Raw genomic sequence first — 8783 nt, 5'->3', positions numbered from 1 at the left:
CGGACCCCAACGCAAAGCACCGCCCACGCGGGCACCAGCAAACCAGGCCACCAATCAGTTGTCGCGGGCATCCGGCACATGAGGCAACGAATACCGTCGCGGGCATATTGACATGAGGCAACAGGGCCTAACTATTTGCCCGCCTCCGAGCGACAACCACACCGGGAGAGACCGATGGTGCTGATGTGACTTGACCCTGCGCGGGGGCGCAAGGCTTCAGCCCAACGGCGCGCTCGGGGTGAACGCCACCGGCATTTTCTCCAGGCCGGACACGAAGTTCGCCGGCCGCAATGGCAGCTCGGCATCCGACGCCAGCCGCATATCCGGAATGCGTTGCAGCAGGCGGGTCTGCATGATCGACAGCTCCAGCCGGGCGAGCTGGTTGCCTAGGCAGAAGTGCGTGCCGAAGCCGAACGCGAGGTGGTTGTTCGGGTAGCGCTCGATGTTGAAGGTCTCCGGATCCTCGAAGACCTTCTCGTCGAAGTTCGCCGACTCGAACAGCAGGATCATCTTTTCGCCCTGGTGCAGTTGGGTGCCGTGGAACTCGTTGTCGGCGGCGATCGTGCGGGCCATGTTCTTCACCGGCGCCGTCCAGCGCAGCATCTCTTCGATCGCGTTCGGCAACAATCCCAAGTCGTTGGTCAGGCGCTTGTGCTGGTCGGGGTGCAGCAGCAGCTGCCGCGTACCGCCGGACAGCGTGTGACGTGTGGTCTCGTCGCCACCGATCAATAGCAGCAGCACCTCGGTGACGATCTGGTGGTCTTCCAGCCGCGATCCTTCGACCTCCGCATGCACCAGGACGCTGACCAGATCGTCGGTCGGTTCCTCCTTGCGGGCCGCGATCATGCCCATCATGTATTCGCTGTAGGCGGTGAAGGCATCCATGGTTACCTGGAAATCCTCTTGCGCCGCAGTGCTACTCAGGAAGCTGACCAGATCGTCGGACCACTTGAGGAACATCTTGCGTTCCTCCGGGCGCACGCCGAGCATGTCTCCGATGACCGCCATCGGCAGCGGCGCGGCGAGATCCCAGACGAAGTCGCATTCGCCGCGTTCGCACACCGCGTCGATCAACGTGTCACACAGTGCATCGATCTTGGATTCCAGGTCTTTCACCCGTTTGCGGGTGAAACCGGAGTTGACGAGCTTGCGCCGCAACAGATGTTGCGGGTCGTCCATCTCGATCATCATCTCGACGCCCGGTTGGTCGGGCCGGATGCCACCGGCATTCGAGAACAACTCGGGTTTGCGTTCGGCCTCGATGACAGCCTGGTACGTGGCAGCGGCGGCCAACCCGTTGCGGTCCCGGAACACCGGCTCGTTCTCCCGCATCCAGCGGTAGACCGCCCGGGAGTCGCCCGCGTAGAAAGCGCCGTCCGTCAGATCCACATCTGGTTTGGTCGTTGAAGTCACTGTCATGAGATCTCCTGAGCGTCGCCGAATGTCATCTGTACCTGGTGAGCAGAACTGGACAGCATCGCGCGCTTCGGAAGACCCAGCGACGCCAAGTCTTTCGCATAATGGTGATCGCCCAGCCGAACGCGCACTCCACCAAGTCGGGTCCGCACGCCGTCCAGCGTGTGTTCGAAGGCGGTCTCGCGGGTTACCCCGTCGCGGTGCGAGTAGCTGCGCTGTGCCTGCTGGCGCGGCGTCAGCCGAATCGGCAGGCCGGGACGAAAGTCCATCCCAATCACCGATTGCCCATCGACACTGCAGTCGAACCCGAACTGACGGCCTTCTCGAATGGTGAAGTCCGCCATCACTTTCGGGTAGCCCCAGATCTTGGTTCCCGCCTCAAGCGTGAACGCCTGATCGACGGGCAGGTGATGGATAAAGGCGCCGGCCGATTGCAGGGCGCGCGGCCCACTCGCGTTCGATCCGGGCGGGTTGACCATCACGCTGGTGCCGAATTCGTAGTACTGGCCCAGGTCGCCGTCGATGTAGTGCATCAACATCAGGACCACGACCGCGCGCCCAGGCAGGTAACGGCAGACCTGCAAGCCGCTGTAGTCGATCAGGTGCTGGGCGGCGTCGGCGTCCACCGAGAACATCGCCATGTGCTGATTTGCCTGGCGGATCTGCACCGGCATCGTGATCACCGTGCCGGCGATGGTGTGCTGCGAGGCTGTCATCGGGCCAATCTAGAACGTGTTCTATTCGTCCGGCAATACCTACTGAGAACCCGACTAGACCAGCGAGGCCAGTTCGTTGATCTGCTCGGTGCTGCGCCCGCTGACCACCATCATGGTCACACCCGCAGCCTCCCAGGCCTTGATTTGCTTGCGCACGTAGTCCAGGTCTCCGACGATCGCGGCGTCGTCGATGACTTCGTCGGGGATGATCGTCGCGGCCTTGTCCTTCTGGTTGCTGCGGAAGAGCTTCGTCACGTCGTCGACCACCTCGGCGTAGCCCATCCGGCGGTAGACGTCGGCGTGGAAGTTGGTGTCCTCCGCACCCATCCCGCCCATGTAGAGGGCGATGTAGGGCTTCATGGCCGCGAAGGCGGCGCTGCGGTCGTCGGTGATGACGATGTTGGCGGTCGCGCAGATCTCGAAGTCCTCGCGGCTGCGACGGGCACCGGGCCGGGCGAATCCCTCGTCGAGCCACTCGTTGTAGGTGTCGGCCATGCGGGGTGTGTAGAAGATCGGCAACCAGCCGTCGCAGATCTCGGCGGCCAGCGCGACGTTCTTCGGCCCCTCGGCACCCAGCAGGATCGGGATGTCGGCGCGTAGCGGGTGGGTGATGGGCTTGAGTGGCTTGCCCAGGCCCGTCGCCCGCTCCCCCGTCAGCGGCAGCGGGTAGTGGGGCCCGTCGCTGGTCACCGGCTTTTCCCGGGCCAACACCTGGCGGACGATGTCGATGTACTCCCGAGTGCGGGCCAGCGGCTTGGGAAACGACTGGCCGTACCAGCCCTCCACCACTTGCGGACCCGAGACGCCCAACCCCAGCATGTGGCGGCCGCCGGACAGGTGATCCAACGTCAGCGCCGCCATCGCGCACGCGGTTGGGGTGCGCGCGGACAGCTGCACCACCGAGGTGCCCAGCCTTAGCCGCTGCGTCGACGAACCCCACCAGGCCAGCGGCGTGTAGGCATCCGATCCCCAAGCTTCGGCGGTGAACACCGCGTCGAAACCGGCGTCCTCGGCCGCAGCCACGAGTTCGGGCTGGTTCTCCGGCGGCTGCGCGCCCCAATATCCCAGCTGGAGTCCGAGCTTCATGAGAGCCGCCTTTCCTGCAGGTCCCGACCGTATCTTGAAACCATTCTTAGAACCTGTTCTACTCGATGCTGTGACCACCAGCCAAAGCAGCCCGGTGCAGATCGATACCCATCAGCCGCCACTCTCGGCACCTTTGAGGCTGTCCTTCGACTACACCCGTTCAGTCGGACCCACCCTCAGCCAGTTCTTCACCGCCCTGCGCGAGCGACGCATCGTCGGTGTCCGGGGCTCGGATGGCCGGGTCTATGTCCCGCCCGCCGAGTTCGACCCCGTGACCTACGAACGATTGACCGAGATCGTACCGGTGGCCAGCGTCGGGACCGTGCTGTCGTGGACCTGGCAGCCCGAACCCCTGGAGGGGCAGCCGCTGGACCGGCCGTTCGCCTGGGCGCTGATCAAGCTCGACGGCGCCGACATTCCACTGCTGCACGCGGTCGACGCCGGATCGTCCGACGCGATCAGCAGCGGGGCGCGGGTGCATGTGCATTGGGTCGACGAACCGGCGGGTGCGATCACCGACATCGCCTACTTCGCGCTCGGTGACGAGGCCGAGCCCGTTCCGGACACGACCGACGACCGCGATCCCGTGACGGTCCAGGTCACGCCGAGCAGCATCGAAATCCAGCACACCGCTTCGCTTCCCGAGAGCGCGTTCCTGCGCGGTCTCGAAGAGGGCAAGCTGCTCGGCGCTCGAACCGGCAAGGACGGCAAGGTGTACTTCCCGCCGAAGGAAGCAGACCCGGCGACCGGCCTCGAACTCGACAACTTCCTCGAGCTGCCCGACAAGGGCACCGTGACGACGTTCGCGATCATCAACATCCCGTTCGCCGGCCAGCGCATCAAGCCGCCGTACGTCGCGGCCTACGTCCTGCTCGACGGCGCCGATATCGCGTTCCTGCACCTGATTCAGGAGATCGACGCCTCCGAGGTGCGGATGGGCATGCGGGTGCAGGCGGTGTGGAAGCCCCGCGAGGAATGGGGCCTCGGCATCGACAACATCGAATACTTCAAGCCGACCGGCGAACCTGACGCCGACTACGACACCTACAAGCACCACCTGTAAAGGGAATAACGTGACCGATCGGGATGTAGCTGTCGTCGGATTCGCCCATGCGCCGCATGTGCGCCGCACCGACGGCACCACCAACGGCGTCGAAATGCTGATGCCGTGCTTCCACGCGCTTTATGACGAGCTCGGGCTGGAGCAGACCGACATCGGCTTCTGGTGCTCCGGCTCGTCGGATTACCTTGCCGGCCGTGCATTTTCATTCATCTCCGCGATCGACTCGATCGGGGCGGTGCCACCGATCAACGAGTCGCACGTGGAGATGGACGCCGCATGGGCACTCTACGAGGCCTACATCAAGCTGCTGACCGGTCAGGTCGACACCGCGCTGGTCTACGGCTTCGGCAAGTCCTCGGCCGGCACCCTGCGCCGGGTGCTTGCGCTGCAGACCGACCCGTACACGGTCGCGCCGCTCTGGCCGGACGCGGTGTCGATGGCGGGGCTGCAGGCCCGCTTCGGCCTGGACGCCGGCAAATGGACGGCCGAGCAGATGGCGCAGGTGGCGTTGGACTCGTTCGCCGTTGCCGAGCGCACCGACTCGGAGCAGCCGGCGAAGAGCATCGACGAGCTGCTGTCCCGGCCGTACTTCGCCGATCCCCTTCGGCGCCACGACATTGCGCCGATCACCGACGGCGCGGCGGCGATCGTGCTGGCAGCCGGCGACAAGGCCCGCGAGCTCCGGAAGAATCCCGCGTGGATCACCGGTATCGAGCACCGCATCGAGACTCCGGTCCTCGGTGCCCGGGACCTGACCACGTCTGTATCGACGGCGGCGTCGGCCAAGGCCGCGACGGGCGGAGACACCGGCTCGATCGAGGTGGCGGAGATCTACGCGCCGTTCACCCATCAGCAGCTGATCCTGACCGAGGCCATCGGCCTGCCGTCGTCGGCGAAGGTCAACCCGTCCGGCGGCGCGCTGGCGGCCAACCCGATGTTCTCCGCCGGGTTGGAGCGCATCGGCTTTGCGGCACAACACATCTTCGACGGCTCCGCAGGCCGGGTGCTCGCGCACGCGACCGGCGGCCCGGTGCTGCAACAGAATCTCGTCGCCGTGCTGGAAGGGAAATAAGATGGCGGGCCAGCTCGCTGCGGTGCTCGGCACCGGGCAGACGAAGTACGTCGCCAAGCGCCAAGATGTCTCGATGAACGGCCTGGTTCGCGAGGCCATCGACAAGGCGTTGGCCGACTCCGGGTCGACCATGGACGACATCGACGCGGTCGTCGTCGGCAAAGCGCCGGACTTCTTCGAGGGCGTCATGATGCCGGAGCTGTTCATGGCCGACGCCGTGGGCGCGACCGGCAAGCCGCTGATCCGCGTGCACACCGCGGGTTCGGTCGGCGGGTCGACCGGTGTGGTGGCGGCGAGCCTGGTGCAGTCGGGCAAGTATCGCCGCGTGCTCGCGATGGCGTGGGAGAAGCAGTCCGAGTCGAATGCCATGTGGGCGTTGAGCATTCCGGTGCCGTTCACCAAGCCGGTCGGCGCCGGTGCGGGCGGCTACTTTGCTCCGCACGTGCGCTCCTACATCCGCCGATCCGGCGCGCCGACGCACATCGGGGCCATGGTGGCGGTCAAGGACCGGCTGAACGGCGCCAAGAATCCGTTGGCGCACTTGCATCAACCGGACATCACGCTGGAAAAGGTGATGGCGTCGCAGATGCTGTGGGACCCCATTCGCTTCGACGAAACCTGCCCGTCCTCCGACGGCGCCTGTGCGGTGGTGATCGGCAACGAGGACGTCGCCGACAACCGCGTCGCCGAAGGCCATCCGGTGGCATGGATCCACGCCACCGCGTTGCGCACCGAACCGCTGGCGTTCTCCGGCCGTGACCAGGTCAACCCGCAGGCCGGGCGCGACGCCGCCAAGGCGCTGTGGAAGGCGGCAGGCATCACCAGCCCGATCGACGAGATCGACGCCGCCGAGGTTTACGTGCCGTTCTCGTGGTTCGAGCCGATGTGGCTGGAGAACCTCGGGTTCGCGCCCGAGGGCGAAGGTTGGAAGCTCACCGAGGCGGGCGAAACCGAGATCGGCGGGCGGATCCCGCTCAACGCCTCCGGCGGCGTGCTGTCGTCGAACCCGATCGGCGCATCCGGTCTGATCCGGTTCGCCGAGGCGGCCATCCAGGTGATGGGCAAGGCGGGCGATCACCAGGTTCCGAACGCGCGCAAGGCACTTGGCCACGCCTACGGCGGTGGCTCGCAGTATTACTCGATGTGGGTAGTGGGGGCCGATAAGCCGTGAAGTACACCTGCAGCATCGCGATGGGGCCGATCGATCAGTTGGTCGACATCGCAAAGACCGCCGAAGAGGTGGGATTCGACGCGATCGCGCTGCCAGATTCGTTGTTCTATATGGAGAAGGCCGCCGCCGATTACCCGTACACCGCCGACGGGTCGCGGATGTGGAACGAGGACACGCCGTGGGTCGATCCACTGATCGCCGCCGGCGCGATGGGCGCGGTGACCTCGAAGCTGTTTTTCTACACCAACGTGATGAAACTGGGCTCCCGCAATCCGCTGCTGCTGGCACGCCAAGTCGGTTCGGTGGCCAACCTGACCAACAACAGGTTCGGCTTCGGTGTGGGAATCGGCTGGGCACCAGAGGAATTCGAATGGTGTGGAGTGCCATACAAGCGCCGCGGCGCGCGTGTCGACGAGATGATCGAGGTCATCAAGCTGGTGCTGGCCGGCGGAATGGTCGAATTCCACGGAGAGTTCTACGACTTCGACCGGTTGCAGATGAGCCCGGCGCCCAGCCAACCCGTGCCGTTCTACGTCGGCGGCCACACCGAAGTCGCGCTCAAGCGTGCCGCTCGCGTCAGCGACGGCTGGACCAGCGCCATGATGACCTGCGCCCAACTCGCCGAAACGATCGGCAAACTCAACGCGTTGCTCGCCGAGTACGACCGAGCTGATGTCCCATTCGAATACCAGGCAGTCTGCATCGACAAGTTCGGCGTGGACGGTCATCGCGAGCTGGCCGAGGTCGGTGTCACCGACAACATCGTCATTCCTTGGGTTTTCGACGGGCTGGGCTTCGACGCGCCGCTGGAGAAGAAGAAGGATTCGCTGAAACGCTTCGCCGACACCTATATCCACTCGGGATGGCAGGACTGATGACCGACTCGCCCGCACACCTGGCCGGCAAGCGCTCCCGCGATGCGGTAGGGGCCCGAGACAAAGACGCGTGGCTGGCGGTGTTCGCCGACGACGCCATCGTCGAGGACCCGATCGGGCCGTCGCATTTCGATCCCGAGGGCAAGGGGCACCGGGGTCGTGACGCCATTTCGGCGTTCTGGGACATGGCGATTGCCCCGACGGACAAGATCGAGTTTCATTTCCGCGACACCTACCAGTGCGGCAACGAGGAAGCCAACGTCGGCCACATCCTGATCACGGCGGCCGGACATCAGGTCACCGCCGAAGGCGTGTTCACCTACAAGGCCAACGACGACGGCCAGTTGGTGGCGCTGCGCGCGTACTGGGAGGTTGACCGGGCAACCGCGAGCGCACGCAAGATCTGAACCCAGCACCCGTCTCCCCCGTAATCAAATTATGGACGGCGTGGACGAGCCCGTTCCCAGGGACGATCCCGTACGAGTACGAGGCGAATTCGACGCGCCCTCGCGTTGGCTCTGTCTCTTCAAGTGGTGCGTGCTGGCGGCGCCGCACTATCCGATATTGATACTGCTCTACCTGGCCTACCCGCTGGTAACCATCGTTGCCGGCGTCGCCATCTTGTTCACCGGACGGTATCCGCGCTCGCTCTTCGACTTCAACGTCGGGGTCCTGCGCTGGTCGTGGCGGGTGATGAATTATCGATTTCCAATGAACGGCACCGACAAGTACCCACCTTTCACACTTGCCTCGCGGCCGGATTACCCAGCGGACCTCGAGGTCGACTATCCGGAACGGCTCTCGAAGTGGGCTGTGCTGGTGAAGTGGTGGCTGCTCGGCCTGCCCCAGATAATCCTGTGCTGGGCGATGGAGCCGCTGCTGCAAGTGCTTTGCGTTATCAACGCGCTGTGGTTGTTGTGCAAGGGGACGATCAACCAGGGCATGTTCGACCTTTTGTTGGGTATCGTTCGGTGGCGCTACCGGGTGGCCGCATACGTCTCGTTGATGCGCGACGAATATCCGCCTTTCCGCATGGATCTGGGTAACCGATGACCCGCCGTAATCCGTTATTTCCGTACATCTATCGACTCGGCATGCCGCTCTTCGACCGGCTGTTCTACCGCAGGTATCGGCGCGAGGCGATGAGCAATGCGACCGGCCGGTTGCTGATGGTAGGCCTGGGCCCGGGAACCGACTTGATGTTCCTTCCGCCCGCGGTGACGTCGGTCGCGGCCGTTGAGCCAGAGCCTGCAATGCGCCGAATGGCTTCAGCGCTAGCTCGCCGCCGCAACATTGCCGTCGACATCGTCGACGGCATCGGCGAATCGATTCCCTTCCCGGACAACAGTTTTGACTCGGTGCATGTCGGGCTGGTGCTGTGCTC

10 protein-coding genes are annotated in these 8783 nt (G+C 64.7%); 7 read left to right on the top strand and 3 right to left on the bottom strand.

All coding sequences use genetic code 11. The annotated features are described in order from the left end of the window. Positions 1–216: 216 nt before the first annotated feature. Genes ACLQI9_RS20420 through ACLQI9_RS20410 form a run of 3 tightly spaced genes read right to left on the bottom strand, consistent with a single transcriptional unit; the run spans position 217 to position 3218 of the window. On the bottom strand, positions 217–1419 hold the full coding sequence (locus ACLQI9_RS20420; protein WP_442376859.1) for a cytochrome P450: 1203 nt from the start codon (positions 1417–1419) through the stop codon (positions 217–219). Continuing rightward, positions 1416–2132, bottom strand: a complete 717-nt coding sequence (locus ACLQI9_RS20415) for an acetoacetate decarboxylase family protein (RefSeq protein ID WP_442376857.1) — start codon at positions 2130–2132, stop codon at positions 1416–1418. Before ACLQI9_RS20415 ends, ACLQI9_RS20420 begins: the two co-directional genes overlap by 4 nt. Before the next feature lie 54 nt (positions 2133–2186). Continuing rightward, complete coding sequence (locus ACLQI9_RS20410; protein WP_442376855.1) at positions 2187–3218, bottom strand: LLM class F420-dependent oxidoreductase; 1032 nt, start codon at positions 3216–3218, stop codon at positions 2187–2189. A 70-nt stretch (positions 3219–3288) separates the two neighbouring features. Between ACLQI9_RS20410 and ACLQI9_RS20405 the strand changes: the two genes are divergently transcribed. From ACLQI9_RS20405 to ACLQI9_RS20375, 7 genes are all read left to right on the top strand, one after another. Further along, positions 3289–4281, top strand: coding sequence for a Zn-ribbon domain-containing OB-fold protein (locus ACLQI9_RS20405; protein ID WP_442392071.1), 993 nt, complete (start codon positions 3289–3291; stop codon positions 4279–4281). A 10-nt stretch (positions 4282–4291) separates the two neighbouring features. Continuing rightward, positions 4292–5353: a thiolase domain-containing protein gene (locus ACLQI9_RS20400; RefSeq protein ID WP_442392070.1), complete on the top strand. Its 1062-nt coding sequence runs from the start codon at positions 4292–4294 to the stop codon at positions 5351–5353. A 1-nt stretch (position 5354) separates the two neighbouring features. Then, entirely contained in the window at positions 5355–6524 is a 1170-nt protein-coding gene (locus tag ACLQI9_RS20395; protein WP_442392069.1) for a thiolase domain-containing protein, read from the top strand. Then, a complete protein-coding gene (locus ACLQI9_RS20390; protein ID WP_442392068.1) occupies positions 6521–7399 on the top strand; it encodes a TIGR03619 family F420-dependent LLM class oxidoreductase in 879 nt (292 codons plus the stop codon). The genes ACLQI9_RS20395 and ACLQI9_RS20390 overlap by 4 nt, the downstream gene beginning before the upstream one ends. After that, complete coding sequence (locus ACLQI9_RS20385) at positions 7399–7806, top strand: nuclear transport factor 2 family protein (RefSeq protein ID WP_442392072.1); 408 nt, start codon at positions 7399–7401, stop codon at positions 7804–7806. Before ACLQI9_RS20390 ends, ACLQI9_RS20385 begins: the two co-directional genes overlap by 1 nt. A gap of 31 nt (positions 7807–7837) precedes the next feature. Next, positions 7838–8452 carry a DUF4389 domain-containing protein gene (locus ACLQI9_RS20380; RefSeq protein WP_442392067.1) on the top strand — a complete coding sequence of 205 codons (615 nt, stop codon included), beginning with the start codon at positions 7838–7840 and terminating at the stop codon, positions 8450–8452. Next, on the top strand, positions 8449–8783 hold a 335-nt coding region (locus ACLQI9_RS20375; protein ID WP_442392066.1), incomplete at its 3' end, for a class I SAM-dependent methyltransferase. The genes ACLQI9_RS20380 and ACLQI9_RS20375, both read left to right, overlap by 4 nt.

The organism is Mycobacterium sp. (assembly GCF_052143115.1).
Lineage (GTDB): Bacteria > Actinomycetota > Actinomycetes > Mycobacteriales > Mycobacteriaceae > Mycobacterium.
This window is presented reverse-complemented; position numbering and strand designations above follow the sequence as displayed.

Bases quoted from the DNA above. Each gene is read 5' to 3' on its own strand.
- ACLQI9_RS20410 (WP_442376855.1), bottom strand. From the start codon at position 3,218: ATGAAGCTCGGACTCCAGCTGGGATATTGGGGCGCGCAGCCGCCGGAG.
- ACLQI9_RS20385 (WP_442392072.1), top strand. From the start codon at position 7,399: ATGACCGACTCGCCCGCACACCTGGCCGGCAAGCGCTCCCGCGATGCG.
- ACLQI9_RS20380 (WP_442392067.1), top strand. From the start codon at position 7,838: ATGGACGGCGTGGACGAGCCCGTTCCCAGGGACGATCCCGTACGAGTA.
- ACLQI9_RS20395 (WP_442392069.1), top strand. From the start codon at position 5,355: ATGGCGGGCCAGCTCGCTGCGGTGCTCGGCACCGGGCAGACGAAGTAC.
- ACLQI9_RS20415 (WP_442376857.1), bottom strand. From the start codon at position 2,132: ATGACAGCCTCGCAGCACACCATCGCCGGCACGGTGATCACGATGCCG.
- ACLQI9_RS20420 (WP_442376859.1), bottom strand. From the start codon at position 1,419: ATGACAGTGACTTCAACGACCAAACCAGATGTGGATCTGACGGACGGC.